Raw genomic sequence first — 26268 nt, 5'->3', positions numbered from 1 at the left:
AGGAACACAGATGAAATCAGTATCAGTAAAAAAACGTCCGATCGTTGCGGCTTGCATGCTGGCTGTGGCCGGAATGCTGACGGGTGTGAACGCGAGCGCGGAACAGAAAACGCTTTATCTTGGCATGAACGGCGGTGATATGCAGCGCGGGTTCGAAGAGCACGTCTTCCCGGCTTTCGAAAAAGCCAACAACGTGAAGATTGTTGTGGTGCCTGGCACGTCCACAGATGTCCTGGCCAAGGCGCAGGCATTCAAGGACAAGCCGCAAATGCATATCATGTTTCTGGATGATGGCATCATGAATCGCGCCACCAGAATGGGGTTGTGCGAACCCATCAAGGATGACAAGGCGCTGTCCGAGTTGTATCCGGAAACGCTGATTGGTAAAAATATGGCTGCCGGCGTGGTCACGACCATGACCGGCCTGTCATACAACACCAAACTATTTAAGGAGAATAACTGGGCGCCGCCGACATCCTGGAAAGATCTGGCTGATCCCAAGTACAAGGGTAAAGTGGTATTTCAGTCTGTGGCCAGCAGCACCTATGGCCTGCATGCCTTCATGATGCTCAACCGCATTGACGGCGGCGACGACAGCAATTATCAGGATGCGCTGACCAAGTTCAAGGACACGGTCGCCAAAAACGTGGTTGCCTATATTCCGAGTTCGGCCAAGATTTCCGAGATGACACAAACCGGAGAAGCGGCCCTGTTTCCGCTGACACCCACAGCCATCTATTCGCTGAAAGAAAAAAATCTGCCTGTGGAATATGTGGATCCCAAAGAAGGTTCCGTGCTGCTGGCGGTCGCCCAATGCGTGATTGCCAACAACAGCGAGCCTGAGCTGGCGCAAAAGCTGGCCTCCTATCTGCTATCGGTGCCTGCACAGGAAGGTGCGCTCAAATTCGGACAGTATCCATCCAATAAAAATGTAGCCGCCAAAACCGAGCACAAGGAACTGCTGGGCGATTTTGAGAAATATATGAAGCACGTGGTTGTTGTAGATTGGGACAGCATCAATAAAGTTCGTCCGAAACTGAATCGCGACTGGAAGGAACAGATCGAACGTTAAGACAGTCAGGACGAAGCACACGCGACAAGGCAGGCCGGACAGATCGCATGCGACATAACGCCGCTGCGGTCAGGCCGATCGGTCAGGCTGGATCTTCAAAGCCGACGACTGCGGCAACCCGCGTGCTCTTCGTGCTACCACTGTCCCGACATCGCTGGTCACACCTGAGCGACCCTTTCCATTTTCTTCAAAAGCATTTAGTATCTGATAAAAATTTACACAAATGCAATAAAAGAAAGAGGAGAGGTCATGTCTGTTGTGTCATCGCGATGGGTCACCACGCTGGGTGCCGTGTGCTGCCTGGTGATTGTCACAGGTTGTGCCGTAACAGGGCAGGATGGTCAGGCTGCCCGGTCCTGCAACGTGCTTAACGGCGCTACCGTACCTGCTGCTTCCATTGGCCTGGCTACGCGCGGTGCGACGGTCACTGCTACGGCGTACCAGCCAGCAGTGTCTGCCTCGCCCAAATCACACGAAGGCTATTGCAAGGTGCTGGGCGACATTGCACCGGTAGATCCGCAGGCGCCTGCCATCAAATTTCAACTGAATTTGCCCGCAAATTGGAACGGCAAGTCGCTGATGATTGGCGGCGGCGGGTATAACGGCGTGCCGGCAAAAACCACAGACCTGCTGCCGGCCGGCCCAGTGAGTAAACCCGACCCCATTGGACTTGGCTACGCCACTTACGGCAGTGACTCCGGTCACCAGCTGGCTGACGATCCGGCCAACCCCGGCAAGTTTGCGCTGAACCAGGAGGCCCTGAAAAACTTTGCCTATGAAGCGCTCAAGAAAACCCATGACACGGCCCAGTACCTGATTGCCGGCCATTATGGCAAGCGCCCACAATTGAAATATTTTGCAGGCGGCTCTACTGGTGGCCGTGAAGCGCTCGCCGTGATCCAGAAATGGCCGGACGACTTCAACGGCGTTATCGCGCTTTATCCGGCCTTTGCTGCCGCCTCGCTGGATCTGCAATTTGGCCGCATTACGCGCGCCCTGGCCCAGCCCGGCGCCTACCCTAATCAGCAAAAACGGGATGTCCTGTATAAGGCCGGCATGCAGGCATGTGATGGGCTCGATGGCGTCAAAGATGGATTAATCAGCAACCAGCGCCAATGCAACCGGATTTTTGATCCTGCCAGGCGACCGTAGACGGACGCCCCTTGCGCTGTGAGGGCGGTGCTGACACGGGCAACCAATGCCTGTCGGACGCGCAGATCCGGGCAATGAAAGTATTTGCGTCAGATATCATATTCAAACCGCCGGTCGGCAGCGGTGAAGTGCGGCATGCCGGCTTTAACACCTGGGGCGTAGACCTGGGGCGACCGGCAGGCGACAGTAAACTGCAGGCCACCGTCAATTACCTGAACCTGGGCTCGATTGCGCCGGCGTATCCCATGCCGCCCAATCCTGCCGGCAGCCAGAGCGTACCCTACCATGCCGGCTTCTGGGATCAATGGGCCAGGTATTTCATCACGCAGGATCCCGCATTCAACAGTTTGTCGCTGGATCCGACGCGACCAGGCAAATGGCGCAAGCGCATTAATGAACTTACCCGGTTACAGGATATCAACCAGACAGACCTGTCTGCTTTTGCCGACCGCGGCGGCAAATTGCTTATTGCCCACGGGGTGGCCGACGGTCTGGTGCCAACGCGAGCGACTGAAGACTATGTACGGCGCGTGCGCGCCACCATGGGTAAACAGAAAGCCGACCAGTTCCTTCGGTATTATGAAATCCCCGGCTATGGTCATGCCATCAGCACCGTGTTCAATGCCAGTTGGGATTCCCTGGGCGCACTGGAGAACTGGGTCGAAAAGGGCGTCGAACCTGGACCGCAAGTGGTGGCCGATACGGCTGGCGTGCCCGGCAGAACCCGGCCGCTCTGTGAATATCCGACATGGCCCAGATACACGGGCAGCGGCGACGTGAACCGCGCGGCTTCATTTGAATGCGCGCGCCAGTAGCAAAGCAGCGTGGGTTGCGGGTGCGCAATAAGTCGGTAGGCTGAGTTATTTTTCATTCACATTTATTCCATTAATAGTGCGTATTTAATACATGCGCGCTGTTAATGGAACATGCCCATTTGTCAGTTGACCATCTGGCCATCTGAGCAATTGACCATGGTCACGCATCGCACACCAACTAAGGGATAACGCTAATATAGTTAACCCTTGCCTAATTCCGCAACATTAAATCCCTATAATGGCAGCCATTATTCCAATAAGCTGGAAAAATCAACTATTTATGGCAGCCTCGGTACCGGAAAACAGCATTTGCTGGCCTTTTTCCCGTTTCCAATAAGCTGTCGCTTTATCCTTACCAAGGGGATTATTTTGTTTAGCATGATATCTATTGTGATATCTCTGGTTCTGCTGATGTACCTGGCGTACCGGGGATATTCCGTTCTGATCCTGGCGCCGCTGATGGCTGGTCTGGCCGTTCTGCTCTCGGGAGATGTTACCCAGCTGCTGCCGATTTATACCGAAACCTTCATGCCGGCGCTGGGTAAATACCTGCTGCAGTTCTTCCCCGTCTTTCTGCTGGGTGCTCTGTTTGGCCAGCTTATGGCAGACTCGGGTGCGGCCGCGTCTATCGCCAACTGGATCATGCGTGTGCTTGGTCCCCGCCACGCCATTCTGACTGTTGTTCTGGCTTGTGGCATTCTCACTTACGGCGGCGTCTCGCTGTTCGTGGTGGCTTTTGCCATCTATCCTATTTCAAAAGTCATGTTCTACATGGCCGATATCCCGAAACGCCTGGTGCCCGCTGCCATCGCCCTGGGCGCCTTTACCTTTACCATGACGGCGCTGCCGGGCACGCCTGCCATCCAGAACACCATTCCCATCCCGTATTACGGCACCAACGCCTTTGCGGCGCCTGGCCTGGGGATTATTGGTGGAGCGATCATGTTCGGCCTGGGTATGTTGTGGCTCATGAGCCGGGCCCGCAAGGCCAAAGCAGCCGGGGAAGGCTACGGCGACCATAACGATGGCGTTGCCAACGAGGTTATCAGCACTGACCACAATATTTCATTTGTAAGCAGCATCATCCCGCTGATCCTGGTGATCGGTATCAATGCCCTGTTTACCTATGGCATATTCGAGGGCATGGATCTGGCCTTCCTTAAGGAAAAATTCCCGGCACTGAATGTGAAAGGCGCGCTGGGCCTGTGGGCCATCATTATTTCACTTGTTGTTGCGTGCCTGTGGCTCATTATTGCCCGGCTGCGTCACTGGACTAACCTGCAAGACACCATCAATAAGCGCGCCTACGGCTCCATGCTGCCCATCTTCAATACCGCGTCTGAAGTGGGCTATGGCGCCGTGATCGCCAGCCTGGCCGGCTTTGCCATTATCAAGGAATTCGTACTGGGCGTCGCGCCCGGCAACCCGCTTATTTCCGAGAGCATTGCCATGACCTCGCTGGCCGGCATTACCGGTTCTTCATCCGGTGGCCTGAGTATTGCCCTGCAAACACTGGGGGCAGATTACCTGCGTCTTGCCCAGGAAAACAATATCAGTCCTGAACTGCTGCATCGCGTAGCGGTAATGTCAGCCGGCGGGTTTGATACCCTGCCGCATTGCGGCGCGATTATCACGCTGCTGGCTATCTGCGGCCTGACGCATCGTCAGTCCTACCTGAATATTGCCGCTGTGACAATTGTGATACCGCTGATCGCTGTGGCCACGGTTATTACACTGGGCACCATATTCGGTTCGTTCTGATCGGTCAGTCGTGACTGCGGCTGATACCCGGTCGGTATGCGAAAAAATCCCGTCCGGCCACCAGTGCTTCGGAGGCCGACCAGAGCGCGGCCGCTACGTCGGGTTGTTGGACATCCCTGGCGTATTGCATCAGCGTGGCGGCCAGCGTATTGGGTTCGTCGGTAAACGTATTTAACTGTGCGTTCAGATCCTGCAGGATGGCACGGGTTTGCGGCGTCCAGCTGTCTTGCATACTCTGCAACTGTGCAATACTGTGCCCGAAATTGAGCGCCGAAATAAGATGCGCCGGCGCCAGGCTATGTCGCTGGCTCGATTGCGCCAGATGAGCAGTCAGGCGCAGCGTCTGGCGAACCGAGCGCGCCATCCATCGCCCGGCCCCCAGTTTATCGCTGTTATTGATCAGCCGGAACAAATCGCGATTGACGGTACTGGTGGCCTCATGCACGTGCCGGTCGCTGCGCCGCGGCAGAAGAATAAAGCCGCCTGCCACAATACATGCCGCCAGAATCATTGATCCGGACTCGGCCATCACATCCATAGACGTAACAACACGGGCCGGTAACATGGCCTGGCTACCCAGCAAAAACGCCATCGTGGCATCCAGTGCCGGAAAACCGAACATCGTGCTGGCCCGCGCCATACCGCCCACCAGCAGAAACGGCAGGATAGAGGCCACAACCAGCCCGGTACTGTGGATATGCGGAAAAATTGCGAGCCGGTAGCCAATCGCAATAATGGAGCCGACAATAATACCCTTGAGCAGGAACGGCGCCACGATCTGCGGCTTGACCATGGAGCCCAGCACCAGTGAAAACATGGCGGTCGCCAGCGCGGTCATCTCACCAATAAAAGAACCCCCCACATAGGCAAGCGATGCCGATACCAGCGTGATCAGGCCGCACAGCAGGCCGGTCTGACGTGCCAGACCCCAGCTGGTTGCCGGCGCCAGCACGGGCGCGTCCGGTTTGAACATAAACCGCGCCGACTCCTGGTCTGAAGTGAGCAGCCACTTGGCGCCTTTTAGCAGACGTTGCAAGTGTTGCGCCAGGGTTGGGTCTGTCGCCTTGGCCAGGGCCAGTGCCTCGTCCATGCGCTGTTCGCTCAGTATCTGATTGGCATCTTCTTTGGTTAGCGCGGCAATGGCCAGCAGCGCATCGCCCAACTGCGGCGCCACAGGCTGCCCCGGGCGGTTGTGCGTATGCAGCCGGCGCGATGTCGCCAGCAGGCCGATTGTAGAGACAATCATGGCATTGATCACTCGCTTATGCTGGGCAGCAGCGGGCGACCCGGCCATAATGGCGATGCCCGACGTTTCCAGGCGGCTTATCTTCTGCAGAATCTCGGCTTCCTGTGCAGCGCCGCATTTTGTCGTGCCGTTAAGCGTGGTTCCCAGCAAATAGCAGGCACTTGCCGCCACCTCGCACACAGACAGGTAGAACCGATCACGATCGGCATTGGGTGTGAGCAAGGCAGAAGACAGGGTAATCATCACCACCCCGATAAACGTACACTCCACCCGGGCCAGCGCCAGTTGCATATAGTTCTCTGGCGCGAACATGCAGGGAATGACCACAACCACAGCTGTAATTCCGGCCATCAGCGCTGCGTACGAGTGCACGCCGTAAAGCAGATGGGTCAGGGCGCCAAACACCGCCACCCACAGCGCCAGCATCAAGAGTGAAGCATAGGGGGCATCCTGAATGAAGTGAATCATGCTAAACCCGGCCAATGCCCCCAGTGCCGTGCCTACGAACCGATACAGCCCGCGCTCGAATGCCAGTCCGCGGGTCGCCTGGGCGACAACAAACACCGGCATGGCTGCCCAGAACGGGTTGGGAATGTGCAGAAAAGAAGCAATGGCAAAAGCCAGCCAGGCACTAAGGGCAAGTTGCAGCCCGTAAACTACTCCCCGCCTGTCCAGCCCGATTTTCTGGGCGAGAAAGTGAGGGAGGTTTGCAGTTGTCATAGTACGGTGGGTACGTGGATTCAGCCGTGGATGTGGCTGTCGGTTCGAAACTTGTTCGGTTGGATTGAATCTGCGTCGTTTTTCAGCGCGACCCAGGACAGGCCAGTGGCGGCTTTCTCACCTTTGATGCGCTTGTAGAAATTACCATTGATTTGCGTGGTCGCAATCAGATAGTTACGGAATGAGTCAAAAAGCTTGCTGTCCACTTTCTCGTCCTGTGCCTCACGCCAAAACTCATCCAGGGTCCCTGGTAAGTAAGTCCCTTGAAGTCATACATGGCACGGCCGCAAACCTTAAGTGGAGAGCCGTGTAACAAGGCGGACAGACCCACGGTACTATTTACCACGACAGTACCAATGGCGTGATCCAGTAAGGAAGGCAAATGCTGATCATGAATGTAATGGACGCGACCGGACAAATCGTACAGAAACTCCAGTTGCTGCAGCCAGTTGGAATAATCGTTATAACCGCGGTCCATGGGGTGGTGTTTGATCACCAGGTGGGTGCCCAAAGGCGCATGCTTGGAAAACGACGTAACCACATGACGGATAAAGGTTTCTACCGTTGCAAAGTCAGAATGGGTATGAATCTGGGCATCGTTATAGACCTGTAGCGGCAGCAGGAAATACTGTTTGGAGAGCGTCGTGGTCAGCTTCTTCTGCATATTCCGCTCTGTGATACGGTAATAGGCCTTGCGCAGGAAACTGCGGGTCCAGATATACCCTTCTATGATATGCAAGCGCCGATGATGGCGATAGTGCCAGAAGAAGGGCTTGAGCAGCAAACTACAGACGTAATACAGGAACGCCCACGTCATCATTTGGGGGAAGGCATAGCCCACCTGTTTTTCCCTGGGTGTTGGAATGGCCTTCTGGCTGAAATAAAATTGTGCTTCCCGGGCCGCGCTTGAATGGTTATTCACGCCGTTTTTTTCAAGTGTGATGAAATTTGGCCGCACGTAGCCTTCTTCAAAAACACCGATCTGTACGCCGTACTGGGTTGCGATTTGGTGGGCAACAACGTGAATGGGGCGGCAATCGCCAAACAGGAAGACGATGTCAATATCCAGATCGTTCAGCAGATTCTCAAAAAAACTGCGCCACTCCCGGGGATGGCTGCGAAAATTGATCGCATCCTTACCATTGAAGAGCCAATCGCCGCCGTTGAAATTGATAGCGTGCACGGTTGCACCCTGGCGCCGAAGGTCAGTTGCAAAGCGACGAAAAAAAGGACCCACCGGTCCTTGCAATAGCAAAATGTTCTTGCCGCTGAACGCTTCGATTCCTTCAATTATCACAATTGTTTAGGCGTCCTTTCATGTGAAATATAATTTTATCCGCAAAAAAAAGCGGGGAATAGCCGCTAGGATACTGCAATTATGATCAACAAATATTGTATCACGGCGTAACAATCATGAAACTATATTTCAAGTATTGAGAAATTACAATTAATAATCAGTTACTTAGGTGTGATAAATAAACATCACTTTAACTAAAAAACCGTTGTTCATATCCAAATTTGGGACTGACATCTGATTTTCATTCTACAATCCATCCACGATTAAACCTATCTGCGACCTGTCGATGTCAAATTCATCTCCTAAAAACCGGTTTTTATTTATTGGCATTGTTCTCATCCCTTTTGTGGTGGCAATTATTTATTACACCGTATTTGCGACCAATAGGTATGTCAGTACTGCTCAAGTTGCTGTGCGACAAACAGATAATGCAAACTCCGCGATCAGTAATGCTCCCGGCTTGGCATTATTATTGGGAGCTACAAATCCGACATCCAGAGAAGAGACGTTATTTTTGAGGGAGTATATCGTTTCAAATGACATGTTAAATGTTCTCAAAAAAGAAGTGAATTGGATGGAACATTACGCGTCAATTTATACAGATCCATTTTATTGGTTAGATAAAGATGCCCGTCAGGAAGATGCCCTATCGTATTTTCGTAAAGTTGTGCAGGTGCACTTTGACACCGAAACCGGTTTATTAAATGTGCAAGTCGAGGCATTTGACCCGGATTTCTCAGAAAAAATCCTTGGTGTGATCTTAAAGGAAAGCGAGCATTTTGTTAATGAATTGTCGCATAAATTAACAAGAGATCAACTGGCTTTTGTTGAACGGGAGTTGCAAACTGCACGTACTAATTACGAATTGCGGCGTGATGAAATGTTGGCCTTTCAAGCTAAAAACAATCTTGTTGATGCTGAGGCGACAATTGCTTCACGCTCACAGATGATTGCGGCGATGGAGGCAGAATTGGCGACTGAGAAGGCAAAACTTACAGCACTGCAATCTTCATTAAGTGCAACCGCTCCTCAAGTACAACAGCAGCGGCGTAGGATTGAAGCAATGGCTCAGCAGTTAGCTGCAGAAAACAAGCGATTGATTTCAAGAGAAGGAAGCCATCAATTAAACACAGTAGCAGCTACTTTTCGCGATTTGTCGATTCGAGCAAAAATTGCTGAAGAGGCCTACAAAATTAGTCTTGCATCGTTAGAAAATACCCGCATTGAAATGAACAAGAAATTCCGTAGTCTTGCCGTAATTACCAGCCCCAATATGCCTGATCGAGCGATTTATCCGGATCGCCTGTATAACCTCTTAGCTGTGCTCATCGCCCTTCTAGCCTTATATGGAATAGTACGTTTTGTTATGGCAACAATCGAAGATCACAAGGACTGACATCAAATGTGTACCGTTGTTAATAGACTGCAATTGTTTAATCTTGGTGAATCATAATGTATCCATACACCCAGCAAAGGTTTTCCCGTGTTCGCTGTTTTCGAATGATGAGCGTGCTTTTTTTTACCGCTATGTTGTCTGGATGTGGGTCAATATTGTCGGGAACAGGCCCGTATAGCAGCGCTATTCGCGACGGTGGTGGGCCTGAAACTGATTTACCATACAAGGTAATCGACCTCAGCCCGCTCAATGTCAACGAGTATTCTCGCAAGGCTCCAATGCCTCCTTCCGCCAAAGTATCCAAAACGGGATCTACCACCATAAAGCTGATTCCAGGCGATGTCATGAAAATCATGATTTCAGACTCGGCGGAGGGTGGTGTCTTTGCCCCACTTGCTTCGGGCGGTACAGTTTTCGACAACGTTCGTGTGTCAAGCGAAGGAACAATCACACTCCCATATGCCGGTACCGTGAATGTGCGGGGCAATACGTTAGCTCAAGTGGATAAGGCAATTAGAAAAGAACTAAAAGGGTCGGTTGCTACTGATCCGCAAGTCCATAGTGAACTAGTGGGCGATTTGTCTGGCTCCGTACTTGTCGCTGGAGCAGTTAAGGCACCAGGTCGCTTCTCAAGTTTGCAGGGACCGTTGACAATTTTGGACGCCATTAACATGGCGGGCGGCCCACTGATGGAGCCACACCTCATTAATGTGGTCGTTCGAAATGGCAAACAGGCTTACACAGTTAATTACGAGGATGTATTGGAGGGCGGAAACAAGCAGGTGGCACCACGTTCTGAGATCATTGTAGAACGTGCTCGTCAACGTTTTGTTGCGATGGGCTCGGTTAAAGATCCCGGTCTTAAGGATTTGCCTGCGCGTAACCCCAGTCTATTGGAGGTGCTAGGGTCGGTCGGAGGGTTGGATGAGACCAAAGCAGACCCACAAGGCGTGTTTGTATTTAGAGTAAATCCGGAGCCTAAGGCAGGAGAGCCTGCTGCGGAAGTGTTTAGATTGGACATGCGGAAACCAGAGTCAATATTTTTGGCAAGGGCTTTCCAGGTGCATCCTGAAGATGCGGTTTATGTAACGAATGCACCAGTTTATGAGTGGAACAAAATAATATCTCCAATCGTTCAGACGATCGTGTTGGGTCGGACGATTAATAGATTGTGATTGAGAGTCTCAAATGACGTTTCAAAATCGTCCTCCCATCAAAATCGTCAAATCTGTACTATTTGCACTGATATTGAGGGAAATGCGCAGTATGTTCAGTGCACGGCGGTTCGGTGCATTCTGGATGTTTTTCGAGCCTGTAATGCAGATCGGGCTGATAATGGCGATTTTCTCATTTCGTGATGTGCATTTAGCTAGTGGTATAGAAATGCCCGTGTTTTTCATGTCCGGCATGGTGCCTTTCTTTTTGCTAAGAAATATTGCGTTGAAAGGCATGGAAGCGGTGAATGCCAATCGAGCCTTATTTAGCTACAAGCAAATTAAACCTATCGATACCGTTTTAGCCAGAGCCATAATGGAGACTGCTTTATACGCATGCGTATTTGTTATCTTCATGTTTATTTTGGGATTTTGTTTTGGTTACGATGTCTCTATTCGTGATCCGCTACGTTGGATAGTAGTCATTTTTGTCGGAGTAATGTTTTCGTTTTCATTGGGATTGATTTTTTGCATAATTGGTGAATTATTCGCTGAAAGCAAAGTGATTATTCGAATGCTATTTTTTCCTCTATATTTACTTTCTGGCGTGATATTTCCGATTTGGGTGTTTCCTGCTGAAGTAATGGATTGGCTGTTATGGAATCCATATTTACACATAATTGACGAATTGAGATTCGCGATGTTTGATTACTATCCGCTCCATACAGGCGTCAATATTATGTATCCGATGAGAGCCGCAATATTCACATTGCTCCTGGCAATGGGTCTATATCGATTGCGACGTTTCAAATTGATAGCAATATGATTGAAATTCGTAATATCACAAAATCGTATCAGACTACTACTGGTAGAGAATATATATTTCGCGACCTATCAGTCTTGGTTCCACCGGAGCGTAATGTCGCATTAATAGGACGAAACGGAGCTGGTAAGTCGACGTTATTACGTCTAATTGGCGGATTGGATGTGCCCGATAGAGGGCACATCAAAGTAAGTGGTTCGATTTCTTGGCCGGTTGGATTGTCTGGCGGCTTTCAGGGCACGCTTTCGGCCAGAGAAAACGTGAAATTTGTTGCCCGCGTGTATGGCGCAGAAGGGGAACGTATGCGGCAGATTGTCAAATTCGTTGAAGAATTCGCCGAAATTGGCCGTTATTTTGACCGCCCGGTTAAAACTTTTTCCTCTGGCATGAGATCTCGTGTTGCATTCGGTCTAAGTCTTGCATTTGATTTTGATTATTATTTGATTGATGAGGCGATGTCTACCGGTGATGCGCACTTCAGAAACAAGGCTACTCAAGCATTCAAAGATCGGATTAGTAAGTCTAAGGTCATACTTGTAACGCACTCAATGTCTCAAGTCCGTGCTATGTGTGATTACGTCTTAGTTGTCGACGATGGAAAAGTATATGCATATAACGACATAGAGTCGGGTATCAAGCGATATGAAAGCGAAAGCTGAGTCTGTCAAAATCAAGACATTTAAATTATTTATAATATTACAGTTGCCATCAACGAGTTCGTTATATGGGGCGTTGAGTATGAGGAATAAATGAAAGTATTAACAGTTTTTGGGACTCGTCCTGAGGCGATCAAGATGGCGCCTTTGGTCAAGCTGTTGGATCAACAGCCGGATATTCAAAGTAGCGTGTGTGTGACAGCACAACATCGACAAATGTTGGATCAAGTGCTCGAGTTATTCGAGATCAAACCACATTATGATCTCAATATTATGAAGCCAGGGCAGACTTTGTCAGGCATCACGACCGAAATTTTAGGACGGATAGAAAACGTTCTGTCTAAAGAGAAGCCCGATTTGGTTCTCGTTCACGGTGATACATCTACAACCTTTGCAACTGCCCTGGCTGCGTATTATCACCAAATCCCAGTTGGACATGTAGAGGCGGGCTTACGAACGGGAGATATTTATTCGCCTTGGCCAGAGGAAGCTAATCGCAAGTTAACTGGTGCGCTGGCAAGATTGCATTTTGCACCGACCGACCAGTCAAAAAATAATCTTTTAAAAGAATCCATTGTAGAAAATACGATAACTGTCACAGGCAATACTGTGATTGATGCACTTTTGTGGGTGAAGGCCAAATTGGAAATAGATAGTCAATTGGCACGATCTTTGAATGAGCAATTTGGATTTATACGCGATGGGTGTAAGTTAGTACTTATAACAGGTCATCGACGTGAAAATTTCGGTGATGGATTTGAGCGTATATGTACTGCAATTAGATCGCTAGCACAGAATTTTCCTGATGTGGATTTTGTATATCCGGTGCATCTCAATCCTCAAGTGCGTGAACCTGTTGCGCGCATACTTGATAACGTTTCGAATGTCCATTTAATAGAGCCTTTGGATTATTTGCCGTTTGTTTACCTGATGACCCGTTCATATATTATCCTTACGGATTCTGGCGGTATACAGGAAGAAGCTCCTTCGCTAGGTAAACCCGTGTTGGTAATGCGAGATACAACGGAACGACCGGAGGCTGTGGCTGCAGGTACCGTGCGTTTGGTGGGAACGGATATTAATAGGATTGGAGCAGAAGTATCGCGGCTTTTGACCGATGAGGCGGCATATATACAAATGAGTATCGCACATAATCCATATGGCGATGGAAAAGCGTGCGAGCGGATTGTCTCGGCAATTCGGAAACATGCTGCCGCTTAATGCGAATGAACAGAAAAAATAGGTGATTTAATGATGAACGAACAAAATACAATGACAGTTTCAGTGGTCGGACTTGGCTACATTGGACTTCCTGCCGCAGCAATGTTTGCATCTCGAAAAACAAAAGTTGTCGGTGTAGATATTAGTCAACACGCTATTGATACGATTAATCAGGGGAAAATTCATATCGTTGAACCTGAATTGGACATGATTGTGAATGCTGCGGTTACAGAGGCTTCCTCAGGCGACCAACAAGCCAGAGCCTGCCGATGCTTTTCTAATCGCCGTCCCTACTCCGTTTAAGGAAAATTACGAACCAGATCTTTCTTATGTTTTATCCGCAGCTAAGTCGATAGCCCCGGTTCTAAAGAAAGGCGATATTGTAATTCTAGAGTCAACATCACCAGTAGGAACTACGGAAACAATGGTCGAGGTACTTGCCGCTGCTCGTCCAGACTTGAAGTTTCCGACTGGCGTAGATTGCAAGGATATGGACATACATGTGGCTTATTGTCCTGAGCGCGTATTGCCAGGACATGTTGTTCGAGAGCTGGTTCAAAATGATCGAATTATTGGTGGTTTAACAAGCCTTTGTTCGCAAAAAGCGATAGACGTATATCGTATTTTTGTCGAGGGCGAATTGCTTGTTACTGATGCGCGCACAGCAGAGATGAGTAAATTAACCGAGAACTCTTTTCGTGATGTGAATATAGCTTTTGCCAATGAGCTATCAATAATTTGCGACAAATTGAATATCAATGTGTGGGAGCTGATCAAGCTTGCGAATCATCATCCTCGAGTGAATATTCTTCAACCAGGTTGCGGCGTCGGCGGACATTGTATTGCCGTAGATCCTTGGTTCATTGTTAATAAAACACCGAATGAAGCCCGAATTGTAAGGACCGCGCGAGAGATTAATGATCATAAGCCGAAATGGGTTCAGAATAAGGTAATAGAGGCCGTTAAAACGTTAGTAGATCAGGGAAAGCTCGAAGACCAGATAAAGATCAGTTGTCTTGGGTTGGCTTTTAAGCCGGACATTGATGATTTACGTGAAAGCCCCGCTCTTGCGATTACAACTGCTTTAGCAAAGAAATACCCAGGGCAAGTAACGGCAGTCGAGCCTAATATTCATATCTTGCCTACTCAGCTCGCTGATTCGCAGTTTGAGCTGTCCACACTCGAGGACTCTCTTGAACAGGCGGATATCTTGGTGGTTCTCGTTGATCATAAACAGTTTAAGACGATTAGCCCGGTAATTCGAGCAGATCAGGTCCTTTGCGACACAAAAGGTATTTGGTAGTTAAGTTGAACGAGCCAAAATTATTTTTTGATTTTGGCTCCATTTGCGGTTAATAGATACATAAGTCGCGTAATCATAAAATAGCGAACACTAGGGCGTAATAACTACAAATAGTAGCTATTGCTGAGGAAAGATTCGATATCAGAAATTGTGTGCGAGTGAAGTGCATAGAATTCGACTTGAAGAATTAAGGATAGATAGAAAATGAGCATGTCCGACATCACCACAAACATTAATAATAAAGATCTAGCTATCATTAAGTTGGAAAATGAATTAAATAGGACCATCCAAATTCATAAGTTTGAGGAAAATTTGTGGATTGAGAAAGCTGATTCGTTGAATTCCATTATCTCGGAGCAGAGAAAAGTTATTTCTCTACTTGAGTCTGTTTTGAAAAGCAATCAACAACTCATGGACTCAATGCAAGCAAATTTCCTCTCGAAAGACGAAGAAATAACTTCACTAGCGCGGGAGATAGAGTCTGAATTCGAAAATACTGCTAAGCAAATAGGGTTTCTAAAAGAAAATATCAATAAGCTTGAAAGTATGTTAGCTGAGAAGCAGCATGAACTTGAGGAAAGTCTTCGTTTTAGAGCTTCACTGGAGGAAGACCTTCGCTCTCTGCGGGTTGCGTACAATGCATACGAACAGGAAACCCGAGATTTAATAAAGCAGCGTGACGAGTTGCAGCTTAAAAATGAGCGTGTCGTGTCTGATTATCAGCTCGCGGAGCAGCGTCTCAATGCATACCGAGCTACCGCGACTAAATTGCAGGAACAATATGATTCTGCGAAATTGACGATTGGTCAGGAAAAGAAAAATAGCACTCTACTTATTAAATCGCTTGAGCAAGAGATTGATAACCTGCGACTAACGCTGAAGCGCAAAGATTCTGATTACGAACATGAGAAATCGTTGTTTGCGAAAAATTCTGCTTCCAAGTTAATTAGTGAAAAAGCAGCACTGTTTGATGAGCTTAGAGTTGCGAAAGAAGAGTTGCATTTAATCCAAGTAGAGAAAACTGAATTGATTAGTCAATTTAGTAGTCAAAAAAATTCTTTATCGAATCTAAATGCAGAGTTGCATGATGAACGAGCGCGTAGACTACAGCAACAAGTGGAGTTCAATAGTTTGGAGGAAAAATTCTCAAAGCTTCAAACAAATATTGCTGGGCTGCTGGCTAGGGAAAAAAAGTATAAGACAGTTATCGCTGAGCTTGAGCAAAAAGTAACACGCGAAAAAAGAGCGTGTTTATGGAATGATTTCATATAGAACAGGATTTGCAATATTGCAAGCAACAAAATCATTCAGAGGCTTCATCAATTTGCCAGGGGCTCTCGTTCGGATATACCGTGATGCCAAAATTCGAAGAGAAAAAAAATCTCTGTTGGCGGATAGCCGCGATATGAATAAATCGGCTAGTGTCACGAAAGCACTTAGCCCGCAACTTCTCCTGCGCGAAACTGGTGATCTGCTCGATACGCAACAGGCGCCCGTAAAGCTAAAAATTGCTGCTGTGATGGACGAATTTACGTACCATTCTTATGCACCCGAAGCTGAAATTTTGCAACTCAATCCCGATAATTGGGAAATTCAACTTGAGGAATTTAAGCCGGACCTGCTGTTCATCGAATCTGCATGGCAAGGACTCGACGGACTTTGGAAAACAAAAATTAGCAATGCAAAAGAGGAAATTCAGGGGGCTATTGCGTGGTGTAAGAAGAATGAAATTGCAACTATGTTTTGGAATAAAGAAGATCCCGTGCATTTCGGGACATTTATTCCATTGGCTAGCATGGTGGATTTTGTATTTACCACTGATATTGATTGTATTCCTAAGTACAAGAAAAAGCTTGGACATAGTCGCGTGTATCTTCTGCCATTCGCAGCACAACCGAAGACCCATAATCCGATTGAAATATACGAGCGGAAGGACGCCTTCAATTTTGCAGGGTCGTATTATTTACGTTATCCGGAACGCCAGCGTGATTTTGCATCACTCATTGATACCGTGGAGAGATTTAGAGATGTGGAGATATTCGACCGAAATTTTGATAACCCTCATCCCCATTACACGTTTCCCGAGAAATACAAACGTTTTATCCTAGGAAAATTGCCATTTTCTGAAATTGATAAAGCTTATAAAGGATACCGCTACGGTATCAATATGAACACCATTAAACAATCACAGACTATGTTCGCTAGGCGAGTATTTGAACTGTTGGCATCCAATACCGTAGTGGTATCTAATTTTTCGCGGGGTGTCCGATTGCTATTTGGTGATTTAGTCGTTTCTTCTGATAGTTCAGCACAGTTGCGTTCGCAACTGGAGGCGTTTTGCAATGACGAACTTAGTTTTAAAAAATTCAGACTGCTTGGGTTAAGGAAGGTATTTTCGGAGCATACATATTCTCATCGTTTAGCCTATATTGTCGCAAAGTTATCGGATAAAACCTATTCCGTGACCAGACCGAAAATATTCGTCGTTGCCAAAGTGAATTCTGTTGAAGACTACAATGCAGCTCGAAAATGTTTTAATGAACAATGCTACGACAATAAACAACTATTGATACTTTCTTCGATCGGTACATTAACTCGGTTTGAAGGAGAGAATTATCATTTTTTTGAAAATAAAAATGAATTTGTTTCATTTTTGAATGAGATGGAGTTTGCTGCATTTGTTGCTGTTTTTGATTCGAAGGATTACTACGGCGAGCAGTACTTGTCAGATTTGGCATTGGCTGTCAAATATACACATGTAAACATAATCGGCAAGGGTGCTCACTACTCGTTCCATGGCGACCAAATCGTATTGGAAGGCGACGGGCAACAATATAAACCAGCTACGACACTATGTGCTCGAGCTTCTATCGTTCGGCGAAGTGCATTAACAAATACGCTTGTAAATGATATATATGATGATCCAAGTAATCTAGTCTATGCCAATGGAGACATGGTGGCAACTGACGAATTTCATTATTGTAAAAATGGTGCAGCTGCTGATGTAAAAAAATTGCTTTTTTGGGTAGGTGATTTATCAGTGGAGGATAAAGGTGTATCTTACTCAAATCAGTTGATTTCGATTGCTGAGGGGTTACAGCCTATGGACGAGATGGAGTTTGGCAGTACGGCGCCTCAAAAAGAATTAGGCCTAACTGCTCAACAGCTTTTTGAGTTCATACCAAAACCGGCCTCTAGTACAATTCAATTTTCGCTTGCCAAAGATAAATTTAAAATTGTATCCAAATTACCCGAGAATAAGCACGCGTATGTCTACACCAATAGGAACTTTAGAAGAGATGAGTTAAATTTGGTTCTCAATAGCGAATTCAAATTGCATTGTTCTGGGAGCTTGTCAGTTTCTACGGTGTTTGAATTCCAAGATGAAAACGAGAAAAAAATTGCTCATTCCATAAATAAAGCTGGTGATACTCATGCCCTCGCGATCCCAGAGAACTGCGTGTACGTTCGATTTGGTTTGAAAATTCAGGCAAGCGGTCAAATTTCGCTCGAAAAACTGGTTTGTGGCTCAAAAGGTGAGCGTCCATTTGCTGTGATAGGAAAAAGTAATCGACTAATTGTGAGCAAACAGTATCCCGATTATCATGATCTTTATAAATATGGTTTTCTTCATTCTAGGGTTCGTGCGTATAAGAATAACGCGGCGTTTTCCGATATGTATCGACTAACAAATGACGATGTCAATTGTTATCGTGAGTTCGAGGGTATTGATGTTGCGTCCGGAGACCACAACTTATTGAAATCAACCCTGTCTACGGGCCAATTCAAGACAGTAATGGTGCATATTTTAGACGAGAAAATGTGGGAAGCATTAAGACCGTATCTGGATGCTGCAAAGATAATCGTGTGGATTCATGGGTCGGAAATCCAGCATTGGAAACATCGAGCTTTTGAATTTAAGAATATGGCGCCTAACGAGATTAAGCGGCAGAAAAAACTCTCTGATAACCGTACTAAGTTTTGGAGAGATATTTTTTCTCTTAAGCATCCTAACTTGCACTTCGTATTTGTATCGCAATGGTTGGCGGACACTACTCAGGACGATTTAGGCATTCAGATACCTAATCAGTTTTACTCAGTGATAAGTAATTTTATTGATCCTAGTATTTTCACTTATTCGGCTAAGAATCCAGAAAGTCGTCTTCAGCTATTGTCCATCCGACCTTACGCAAAGCTAGTCTATGCAAATGATTTAACCGTCGCTGCTATCTTAGAATTATCTAAGCGGCCGTTTTTTGAACAATTGAAATTCACCCTTGTAGGTGATGGCGAACTTTTTGACAATACAGTCAAGCCATTGCGGGAGTTTACAAACGTGCAGTTGATAAAGAGGTTTCTGACGCATAGAGAAATTGCCGGTTTTCATAGCCAAAACGGAATTTTTCTGGTTCCAACGCGAATGGATACTCAGGGAGTGTCAAGGGATGAAGCAATGTCATCTGGTCTCGTCCCTATTACAACAAATGTTGCTGCTATCCCGGAATTTGTAGACGACACGAATTGCCTGATTGTTCCTCCGGAAGACCCTATTAAAATAGCGGACGCCGTAGAAGATCTTTACCGCAATCCAGATAAGTTCCTTTCGCTGTCTGCTACTGCAAGCTCACACGTAAATAATCGTAGCAACTTTGAAAACACTATAGGCAAGGAAATTTGTTTATTCGTCTCCTAATAGTAACAAGTGCATCAGTTTTGGGGTATTGATTGCAAAATTTAACTCTTATTATTTCGATAATATTTCTCGTGTATGTTACGGTATTGGTAGTCATTGCCCAACGAATTTGGCATGCCTCAGATATGGGCGGCGCGAAGTACCCATCAGCGAACTCTCCTCCACTCAGAGATTTGACTGCAACTGAGAGCGGAGTAAATTCTGGAAACCTAATCGAAGAAGACAATAGAGGAGGCGCTGACCAAAGTGTTCAATCAACGATAGACCTGTCAAAATGTAGAGTAAACGATAGCATTGGAAGTTCAGAGATCCAGTTTTATATTTCAAAACTCGACTCTATTCTAGAGATCCGTATTTATTATCGAAATTCGAATAACGCAGTAGCCGCAGAAAAATTTCTAAAAATAAAAAAACCTAAACGAGGATTGAACTCAGTTGAACATGCTAGAAATGGGACTAAATACTGGTATTGGATAGCAATTGTGTATAAAGATAGCGAGGAGTCGCCCAGGTTGCCGATCGGTGTTCAACCGGAGGAAACATAGCTTCATCATTTATGCAGTATTTTTCTGGCGCCGCAACTTACACCTATGTCGTAGTTCGATACTTTAAGAGTGGTAGATTGATTATCTTCGCCATTTAAGTATCAATTGATCCCTGAATTCTCCATTGCCTAATTTTCTTATGTTCCTTGTCGAAATTCTGTGCGACGGCCTGAGCTATATTTAAAAATAATTTATGGCCTTTGATCAAAGGCATTGTTACTGAATATGCGAATCCTAATTCATCGCATCGTGCGACAAACGGAAGTAAGTGCTCTCTGACATAGAAAGGATAGTCAAAGGTATTTTGTGTGAGAAAAAATACTGGGGATTTATGTGGTCTGAATTTTGCCAGATATTTGCATAAGTCTACGTGCGGTTCTGTGAATACTGAGTTAGTGCTGAAGGCCCATTTCCGCTTACTCACCAATGGAGAAAAAAATCTCTTGTTCCGGCCATCAGTGTAATGTGTTCCCGCAAGCTTTGTTTGAGGAATATGTGCATATACGGCGTGTGCTTTGCAGGCTAGGCCGTGTAAAATGGCACCGTAGCCGCCCATTGACGAGCCCCAAATATAGATGGCTGGTAACTTATAAATACTCTTTAAGTTTTGGATTATAAGTTGCAGCATGCGATATGTGAATGGATCTTTGTATTCACCAAACCACCACGACCCCAATCCGTCGGTGCCATGTCGGTCCAATGGAATAATGATCGACCAATCATCTGCTCTGAAATTTGCAAAGTTTTGGTTTGCTCCATGTCCGTGCAGAATTACTAAACATCTCGTTCGTTCGGGATTGCTAGACGGGCAAAACAGGAAAGGCATTGTCCGATTATTTTCAATGACTGTGCCTTCGTAACCTCTGAGCGTAGAGTTGTAATTGGTATTTAAAGAGAAAACCACTGAGTTATCCGAGGGTGATCGTGAATATGGTACTGATGCACTAGCTTCCGTGGAAACGAATGTACAATCTAGGAGAATTTACGGTTCGGCCTTTACTCAGTCGCGACGTGTTGTAGATTACTTGCGTTGGTTGAGTTATCGGATAGACGCCCATTAGGAATTCCAGCAAGATCCACTTCCCGCCCGCTACTTAAGGCTTGTATGAGGGCAATCTCATTTGCCCTAGGTAAAGGTTGATGGCCAGACTCCTGATGCTCATATTCGATAAAAAGAGAATTTGCATTATTTGAATTATATTGCTTTTTAAACGGATGAAAATGATTGTCGTAATGATGAACGTCGACGGTGTTTTGCAGGCATACTAAATTAAAGGAGAACGACATGCCTACTACGTTAATTCGTTGAGGGTATTTCTCTTGAAATAGTTTTGGGTCCATCTTGACGAATGCTACGTCACGGAGTTTTTTGAAGTGATTGGGATAATAGTTGAAGATATTCAATTGTGCATTGCCAATACAAGCAACAACGTTCTCATGAGTAATGCGGTTGGCCGCGTGAAGCACGGGGATGCCGCCAGCAGAAGTACCATAGAAAAGCACTGTCTTATATTGTTTGGACGATATATATTCGTTCAATATTTGGCCAATGAGGTCTGCGTAATGCATCGAGCGATCACCCGCGAACCATGCCATAGTTATATCACTAGAGAAATTTAGAGTTGGATCGGCCGTGCAAATTACGTCGCATTCCAAAGAGCTTGAGTAGCTATTGCGCTGAAAAATAGGAAGCGGTTTGTCGCGTCTAGTACTTCCAGGGAAAAATGTTGTTAACGAACTATTCGATGGGTTTTGAATACAAACCCAAATCGGGAAAAGCACTCCTTGTCGAGCGACGTAGAAGAAGCCGTTATTTATATGTGCGACGCCGTCTTTAATGGATTGAAATATTTTCCCTTCGTTCATCGATTGCCCTTGTAGTCATTTAAACTGGCCATTTACTGCAATGAGTTGGCTTCATGTTAAATCGGTAGTTTGTTAGCACAAATTGTAGCCTACCTTAGCAAACCATACCGATAAATGGTTTCTACATAAATTCTCAATATATGCTGTTTGAAATTAACAACCAATCTTTGGCTTTGGTGCACTCAGCGAATGCCACTAAATAATAATCTCAATCCGTTATAATCGCTAGTTAAATTCCGTAAACAATAGTGCACTGTAGAGTGCATGACGACTTCAGGATATTGATGGATAGATTGAGCAAACACTGGTCTGAGGTATTTGGCGACAAGGGAGAGGCAATCCCGTCGATATATTACTTATGGAAAATGGCGCAACCATATGTAAAAAACCAAGAAATTATCACTTCAAAAAAATACGAGAATTTAATTTATTTGCTTCACAATTCGGTTGTTTACCCCGAATGTAAGCTAGGTCTAAATGTTAAATTCGCTTATGGCGGTATCGGCGTTGTCGTGCACAAAGACGCAATTATAGGGGATAACGTTGCCATAGGGCAAAACGTGACAATCGGCGGTTCCCCAGGAAAAGTTCGGGTTGATGCGAATGGTACAAGATTTTTCGCACCATCGATAGAAGAGGGAGTTTATATAGCTGCAGGAGCGCGGGTCTTGGGTGGGTTAGTGGTAGGCAAGTATTCGGTGATAGGAGCGAACGCTGTGGTTACGACGGATGTCGCTCCATTTTCTATCTACGCTGGTCAACCTGCAACAAAAGTTGGGCAGATTACTCCTGACAACTGTTTAAAATATAAATCTTTTTGGACTCATCTGAAAGATTTGAATTCAAAACAGCTGCGTGACTTGTTTTCTAAAATGATACGGGAATCGGATAATGGGACTAGAGTATAAAGGGGATAATTTTTATTATCGTTTTGTTCAATTTAAACCTGTAAAGTTGAGTTTTCCGATTTTTTGGCAACAAAATCCATATAAGAATAGATACTGGCGACATGACTTTCTGTCGCTGCGATGGCTATCGTCGTATTTGCTAAATAAAAACATTGACGCTAAATCACGTTCGCTAGCGGGAAAATTCTATCGGAATTTCTAGCTTACTCTAACGATTATTCAAAGCCATATTGGGAGGGTTTAGGAGACCACACTACGATATTACGTATGCGGTCATTAATCGAATTATGGCGAGCAGGAAAGGCGGTGTTCTGAAACTGAGTAAGGAACAAAATCTTTACATGCAACGAGCAATCCGGCGTCATGCTGCCCGACTTGCCTCTGATGGTATTTATATTGAAAATAGCAATCATGGTTTAATGGTTGATCAGGCGCTCATGGATCTATCTTTACAAGTGCCTGAATTTGATAGAGATTTAGCGCTTTATAAAAAAGGAGCAGACCGCTTCCGAAAGCAAATATTGGGAATATTTGATAATGCGGGTTTTACCAAAGAGCATTCGATCAGTTATCAATGGTATAACGCCATTGTTTGCCAGCGAATTATTGATGACCACCCCTCTCTAATTGACGAGCAAAGTTTAGAATTATTTGAACAGCAAATTGCCTTTAGAACTTTGGTTTTAATGGAAGCCAGTAAGGAGTCTGATGGCTGCTATCTCGCCTTGGGTGAGTCGTCCTATGAGTTTCCGGAGCGCCATCGCTTAAAACTGGAAAGTCTTTTGAACGAAGAGCAAAAGCGAATCTTATCCTTGATAAGACATAATCAGGTATTAAGACTTTTTATTCCACAAGCAGGGTTTTATTTTGATAAAAACGATTGCTATCACTTTTCTTTGACGATTGGTCGACATTCAACGGTACATAAACAAGACGACGATGGGTCATTCACTTATTCTATAAAAAATAGACGAGTACTCATTGATCCTGGCTATTCTGCAGTCAAAGCTAATGTAATCTATAAATCCGACAAGCAACACAATACTGCCGCACTTATTGACGAATCAGGCACTGTAGCGTCTTTCGTTGCCTCTGCTGAAAGCGCTGCAAGCGTACAAGAATTCAGTGATAGGATCTGTTATACCTTTGTATTAAAGGGTATAAAGGGCCAATTACAGCGGGTAATCACAATAAGAAATGATTGCTTTTTTGAGGTTGAAGATAGCGTCTTAGAAAGTTCGCTTTTAGAAAAAGATTGGGCTTTGGAGCAGAGGTTTTGCTTGGCACCCGATATAGAAGTTAGCGAGGTTGCCCCATCGTTTCTAATGTTTAAAGGGCAAGACAATATCCCATTTATGTTTTGTCGATTGCCCCAAGAAACAAGTTGGTCGCTTGTGAACGATGGAATCATGGCTCATGATGAATCACCTAAATTATTCAAGCGGCTGGTCGTTGTTTCTAAGGATCGCTCGGAGCCGGCTCGGGTTGCCTTCAGGCCAATATCCGCTGATGTAACTCACGGTTGGATAGTTCGGGAGCCAGATAAAAAATACCCATTGGGAGAATCTATTCTCGATAGCGAAAAAAATGCGATGTGCTTTTATAGAGTAGGACAGAATATTGAAAAATTAACTTTCGGCGCGCTCTTTGCAGAACCACCCAAAGCAAACCATATTATCGGATCAGATGTGAATGTAACGACAACTAAAGATGATGTTTTGCTGATTTCTCCTGGCACAATGTGTCCTAAATTATTAAACATATTAAGCGATGAAATTGGTCAGCTGCAGCGGAATGAAAATTTTAAGGTCCGAGGTAATGCGTTTGTTAAAGAAGGGGGCTTATGTCTTGGTACATTTAAGCAAGTCAAATTTTCGATTGGAATATGGATCCATTCACAAATCGGACATGGAAATGGCGCTTGCATTGGCTCTCGTTTATAAGCTATATAATCGCTGCTATAACTAAAGAAAATGCCGAGCTTTATCTAAACAAAATTGCATGCGTCATTGAATCTTGGTTTGCTTATGCAAAGAAAGAAAATAAGGACCACGAGTTTGTGTGGCACGATCAAGGTACGGCGCTGCGATTGGAACAAGTATTGATGTTCCTTGCGTTTGCACACAACGAATTTCCCGAATGGTTCAAGGAGCACATTGTCCCGAAGTGGGATTTTTGGAATGAATTTCTAAACAGCCACGGAACTCAATTAGCAGATGATGGGTTTTATTCACGGCATACGAATCATGGTCTAGAGCAAGTACGGGTGCTGCTGCTGTTAGGATACGCATTGAATGCAGATCAATGGCTCAAGACGGCTAACCAACGACTGGAAGATGAATTGACCTATTCTTTTGGTGAGGATGGCGTTCATGTCGAGAACAGCCCGGCGTACCACGTCTTCGTGTTCAAAATTTTTATCAAGATACTTGGCAAGTACCCTGCGGAGGTCTTGGGGGACAGTTTGAGGAACAAGTTTACAGATATAGCTAGCCGAGCGCTAATTTTCTTGGCCAACATACTACGGCCCGATGGAAAATTACCCATATTGGGAGATACAGAAGAATTGCCAATAACAGATGGTTTTCGTCAAATGTTCGGTCGTACGGAAGCCTACGAATATCTTCAATATTCTTTAAGCGCTGGTGTGCGGGGTAAGCCGTTTCCCAAACGTGCAATGTGCTTTAAGGACGCGGGTTGGGTCGTTATCAGAAATTTTTGGCCTGAAGCGCGGAACTATAGGTTTGGACTCCATCTTATATTTAAGGCTGGGAGTGTTAGCTCGTACCATCGGCAGGAGGATGATGGAAGCTTGGTGCTGATGTTCGGAAACGAGGACTGGTTAATTGATTCTGGAATGTATAACTATAATAAGACCGACCCTATTCGCAAATATATGCGTAGTCGTGCAGCTCATAACGTTATGCAACTCAGAAAGGCCGAGCTTAGCGACACTTGGAAGAAACTAGAGAGGAAGTGGAACTTAACAGAAATTGTAGCCAATGAAGACGCTGGCGAAAAAGTTTATCATGCTGAGCTTGATGTGTATAAAAACGTGTACATGAAACGAGAGGTTCATTCTGCAGGTACTCGAGTAAAAGTTGTAGATACATTTAAGTCACTTGCACCGGATTGCCACCTCGCTGCTTGCCTTTGGCATATTCCCTTAGATAAAAAAATTGAAATCTTGAGTGATAAATTACTGAGGGTTGTGTCTAAATCTGGCCGATCCATGATAATGGCTATAAAGTCAGATCGCCCATTTCAAATTCGCACATATAGCGGCAGTGGTAGTAGAATTTGGGAGAGTTTCGTATCCAGAAAATTCAATCATAAGGAAAATAGCCAGGTCATTGTAGTGGACGCTGGGGAAGTGAGTTCTTGGGAGTTAGAGACCAGCATCCATTTTTCTCGATCGTAACTAAGTGAATTGAGTTGATCAGTTGTAAGTCAGGCAAAGCAACCTTGATATAAGCGAAGCGACTACCATCGTACATCAGACCTTGGTTGTCGCCATCGCATTAGTTTTGTGTATTGAAAATAAAATGCAGAGCCATTACGCAAGCAGCGATTGTGAAGCTTCTGCACTTACTTGCTGCCACATCGCTTGACTCTTTAAATTGCGGACAAAAAGTTAACG

The 26268-nt window shown here is 45.9% G+C and carries 17 protein-coding genes and 2 pseudogenes; 15 read left to right on the top strand and 4 right to left on the bottom strand.

The annotated features are described in order from the left end of the window. Positions 1 to 10 precede the first annotated feature (10 nt). The 4 genes from TKWG_RS18925 (at position 11) to TKWG_RS18915 (ending at position 4800) form a co-directional block, all read left to right on the top strand. Positions 11 to 1072, top strand: coding sequence for an ABC transporter substrate-binding protein (locus TKWG_RS18925; protein WP_014752377.1), 1062 nt, complete (start codon positions 11 to 13; stop codon positions 1070 to 1072). 249 nt (positions 1073 to 1321) lie between these two features. After that, positions 1322 to 2224 (top strand): tannase/feruloyl esterase family alpha/beta hydrolase, encoded by a 903-nt coding sequence (locus TKWG_RS25555; RefSeq protein WP_050981676.1) that lies wholly within the window; start codon positions 1322 to 1324, stop codon positions 2222 to 2224. 11 nt (positions 2225 to 2235) lie between these two features. Then, the gene (locus TKWG_RS25550) at positions 2236 to 3039 is read left to right on the top strand and encodes a tannase/feruloyl esterase family alpha/beta hydrolase (RefSeq protein ID WP_050981675.1); all 804 of its coding nucleotides are present in this window, start codon (positions 2236 to 2238) and stop codon (positions 3037 to 3039) included. A gap of 378 nt (positions 3040 to 3417) precedes the next feature. Next, positions 3418 to 4800, top strand: a complete 1383-nt coding sequence (locus TKWG_RS18915; RefSeq protein ID WP_041710478.1) for a GntP family permease — start codon at positions 3418 to 3420, stop codon at positions 4798 to 4800. 4 nt (positions 4801 to 4804) lie between these two features. Here TKWG_RS18915 and TKWG_RS18910 read toward each other — a convergent pair whose 3' ends face one another. Next, positions 4805 to 6766: an FUSC family protein gene (locus tag TKWG_RS18910; RefSeq protein ID WP_014752375.1), complete on the bottom strand. Its 1962-nt coding sequence runs from the start codon at positions 6764 to 6766 to the stop codon at positions 4805 to 4807. Positions 6767 to 6786: 20 nt separating this feature from the next. After that, positions 6787 to 7949 (bottom strand): annotated as a pseudogene (locus TKWG_RS18905) (capsule biosynthesis protein). Positions 7950 to 8349: 400 nt separating this feature from the next. Here TKWG_RS18905 and TKWG_RS18900 point away from each other — a divergent pair. The 8 genes and pseudogenes from TKWG_RS18900 to TKWG_RS18865 all read left to right on the top strand — a co-directional run bounded on the left by TKWG_RS18900 (position 8350) and on the right by TKWG_RS18865 (position 19309). Further along, positions 8350 to 9459 (top strand): Wzz/FepE/Etk N-terminal domain-containing protein, encoded by a 1110-nt coding sequence (locus TKWG_RS18900; RefSeq protein WP_014752372.1) that lies wholly within the window; start codon positions 8350 to 8352, stop codon positions 9457 to 9459. A 104-nt stretch (positions 9460 to 9563) separates the two neighbouring features. Continuing rightward, entirely contained in the window at positions 9564 to 10634 is a 1071-nt protein-coding gene (locus TKWG_RS18895) for a polysaccharide biosynthesis/export family protein (RefSeq protein ID WP_041709651.1), read from the top strand. A gap of 13 nt (positions 10635 to 10647) precedes the next feature. After that, a complete protein-coding gene (locus TKWG_RS18890) occupies positions 10648 to 11439 on the top strand; it encodes an ABC transporter permease (RefSeq protein WP_014752370.1) in 792 nt (263 codons plus the stop codon). Continuing rightward, a complete protein-coding gene (locus TKWG_RS18885; protein ID WP_014752369.1) occupies positions 11436 to 12095 on the top strand; it encodes an ABC transporter ATP-binding protein in 660 nt (219 codons plus the stop codon). The genes TKWG_RS18890 and TKWG_RS18885 overlap by 4 nt, the downstream gene beginning before the upstream one ends. 90 nt (positions 12096 to 12185) lie before the next feature. Continuing rightward, on the top strand, positions 12186 to 13313 hold the full coding sequence (gene wecB / locus TKWG_RS18880; protein ID WP_014752368.1) for a non-hydrolyzing UDP-N-acetylglucosamine 2-epimerase: 1128 nt from the start codon (positions 12186 to 12188) through the stop codon (positions 13311 to 13313). A 30-nt stretch (positions 13314 to 13343) separates the two neighbouring features. Continuing rightward, positions 13344 to 14616 (top strand): annotated as a pseudogene (gene wecC / locus TKWG_RS18875) (UDP-N-acetyl-D-mannosamine dehydrogenase). 204 nt (positions 14617 to 14820) lie between these two features. Continuing rightward, positions 14821 to 15888, top strand: coding sequence for a coiled-coil domain-containing protein (locus TKWG_RS18870; RefSeq protein WP_014752366.1), 1068 nt, complete (start codon positions 14821 to 14823; stop codon positions 15886 to 15888). Between the two features lie 16 nt (positions 15889 to 15904). Beyond that, complete coding sequence (locus tag TKWG_RS18865; RefSeq protein ID WP_014752365.1) at positions 15905 to 19309, top strand: glycosyltransferase; 3405 nt, start codon at positions 15905 to 15907, stop codon at positions 19307 to 19309. A 639-nt stretch (positions 19310 to 19948) separates the two neighbouring features. On the opposite strand, the gene TKWG_RS18860 is transcribed toward TKWG_RS18865, so the two are convergent. Next, positions 19949 to 20758, bottom strand: coding sequence for an alpha/beta hydrolase (locus TKWG_RS18860; protein WP_148274599.1), 810 nt, complete (start codon positions 20756 to 20758; stop codon positions 19949 to 19951). Positions 20759 to 20850: 92 nt separating this feature from the next. Next, on the bottom strand, positions 20851 to 21720 hold the full coding sequence (locus tag TKWG_RS18855) for a hypothetical protein (RefSeq protein ID WP_148274598.1): 870 nt from the start codon (positions 21718 to 21720) through the stop codon (positions 20851 to 20853). Between the two features lie 284 nt (positions 21721 to 22004). On the opposite strand from TKWG_RS18855, the gene TKWG_RS21995 reads away from it, so the two are divergent. The 3 genes from TKWG_RS21995 (at position 22005) to TKWG_RS18840 (ending at position 26049) form a co-directional block, all read left to right on the top strand. Then, entirely contained in the window at positions 22005 to 22628 is a 624-nt protein-coding gene (locus TKWG_RS21995) for an LbetaH domain-containing protein (RefSeq protein WP_014752362.1), read from the top strand. Between the two features lie 341 nt (positions 22629 to 22969). Then, positions 22970 to 24571 carry a heparinase II/III domain-containing protein gene (locus tag TKWG_RS18845; RefSeq protein ID WP_014752361.1) on the top strand — a complete coding sequence of 534 codons (1602 nt, stop codon included), beginning with the start codon at positions 22970 to 22972 and terminating at the stop codon, positions 24569 to 24571. Continuing rightward, a complete protein-coding gene (locus TKWG_RS18840) occupies positions 24550 to 26049 on the top strand; it encodes a heparinase II/III domain-containing protein (protein ID WP_014752360.1) in 1500 nt (499 codons plus the stop codon). Before TKWG_RS18845 ends, TKWG_RS18840 begins: the two co-directional genes overlap by 22 nt. The last annotated feature ends 219 nt before the right edge of the window (positions 26050 to 26268 follow it).

The organism is Advenella kashmirensis WT001, assembly GCF_000219915.2.
Taxonomy (GTDB): Bacteria; Pseudomonadota; Gammaproteobacteria; order Burkholderiales; family Burkholderiaceae_B; genus Advenella; species Advenella kashmirensis.
Note: the sequence above shows the minus strand (reverse complement) of the source record. Positions and strands in the feature narration are given on the sequence as shown.

What these genes read in the sequence shown, in the direction of transcription:
- TKWG_RS18925 (WP_014752377.1), top strand. Translation starts at nt 11, where the DNA reads ATGAAATCAGTATCAGTAAAAAAACGTCCGATCGTTGCGGCTTGCATG.
- TKWG_RS25555 (WP_050981676.1), top strand. Translation starts at nt 1,322, where the DNA reads ATGTCTGTTGTGTCATCGCGATGGGTCACCACGCTGGGTGCCGTGTGC.
- TKWG_RS18915 (WP_041710478.1), top strand. Translation starts at nt 3,418, where the DNA reads ATGATATCTATTGTGATATCTCTGGTTCTGCTGATGTACCTGGCGTAC.
- TKWG_RS18910 (WP_014752375.1), bottom strand. Translation starts at nt 6,766, where the DNA reads ATGACAACTGCAAACCTCCCTCACTTTCTCGCCCAGAAAATCGGGCTG.
- TKWG_RS18900 (WP_014752372.1), top strand. Translation starts at nt 8,350, where the DNA reads ATGTCAAATTCATCTCCTAAAAACCGGTTTTTATTTATTGGCATTGTT.
- TKWG_RS18895 (WP_041709651.1), top strand. Translation starts at nt 9,564, where the DNA reads ATGATGAGCGTGCTTTTTTTTACCGCTATGTTGTCTGGATGTGGGTCA.
- TKWG_RS18890 (WP_014752370.1), top strand. Translation starts at nt 10,648, where the DNA reads ATGACGTTTCAAAATCGTCCTCCCATCAAAATCGTCAAATCTGTACTA.
- TKWG_RS18885 (WP_014752369.1), top strand. Translation starts at nt 11,436, where the DNA reads ATGATTGAAATTCGTAATATCACAAAATCGTATCAGACTACTACTGGT.
- wecB (WP_014752368.1), top strand. Translation starts at nt 12,186, where the DNA reads ATGAAAGTATTAACAGTTTTTGGGACTCGTCCTGAGGCGATCAAGATG.
- TKWG_RS18870 (WP_014752366.1), top strand. Translation starts at nt 14,821, where the DNA reads ATGAGCATGTCCGACATCACCACAAACATTAATAATAAAGATCTAGCT.
- TKWG_RS18855 (WP_148274598.1), bottom strand. Translation starts at nt 21,720, where the DNA reads ATGAACGAAGGGAAAATATTTCAATCCATTAAAGACGGCGTCGCACAT.
- TKWG_RS21995 (WP_014752362.1), top strand. Translation starts at nt 22,005, where the DNA reads ATGGATAGATTGAGCAAACACTGGTCTGAGGTATTTGGCGACAAGGGA.
- TKWG_RS18845 (WP_014752361.1), top strand. Translation starts at nt 22,970, where the DNA reads ATGCAACGAGCAATCCGGCGTCATGCTGCCCGACTTGCCTCTGATGGT.